Origin of the sequence: Corynebacterium sp. UMB4614 (assembly GCF_030217065.1) — a bacterium.
GTDB lineage: Bacteria > Actinomycetota > Actinomycetes > Mycobacteriales > Mycobacteriaceae > Corynebacterium.
The window spans coordinates 1-236 of sequence record NZ_JASONC010000126.1; the positions used below are offsets into that span (position 1 = coordinate 1).

Genomic DNA, 236 nt, shown 5'->3' on the forward strand with positions numbered 1-236 from the left:
GTGCTGCGCATTCAGGCCGTCGATGTTCATGCTTGCCCATGGCATCGAACGCTGCAGATCCAGCGTGTAAAGCTGCGCCTTAGCGAAATCATCGGTTGCAAACAGCGCACTGGCGTCGAGGTCTGCCTTCGGCCGAGCAGTCTTCCCATTCAGATTGTCAATGGTCGTATTAACCGTGCCGGTCTTGGTATCCAGCAGAATCGTGTCGAGGTCAACCTTGGGGTTAGCTGACATGG

The 236-nt window shown here is 55.5% G+C and carries 1 protein-coding gene; it reads right to left on the reverse strand.

Going from position 1 to position 236, the window contains the following annotated elements; genetic code table 11:
- A partial coding sequence (locus tag QP413_RS10185; RefSeq protein ID WP_284781635.1) for a hypothetical protein occupies window positions 1-236 on the reverse strand: 236 nt, incomplete at both ends.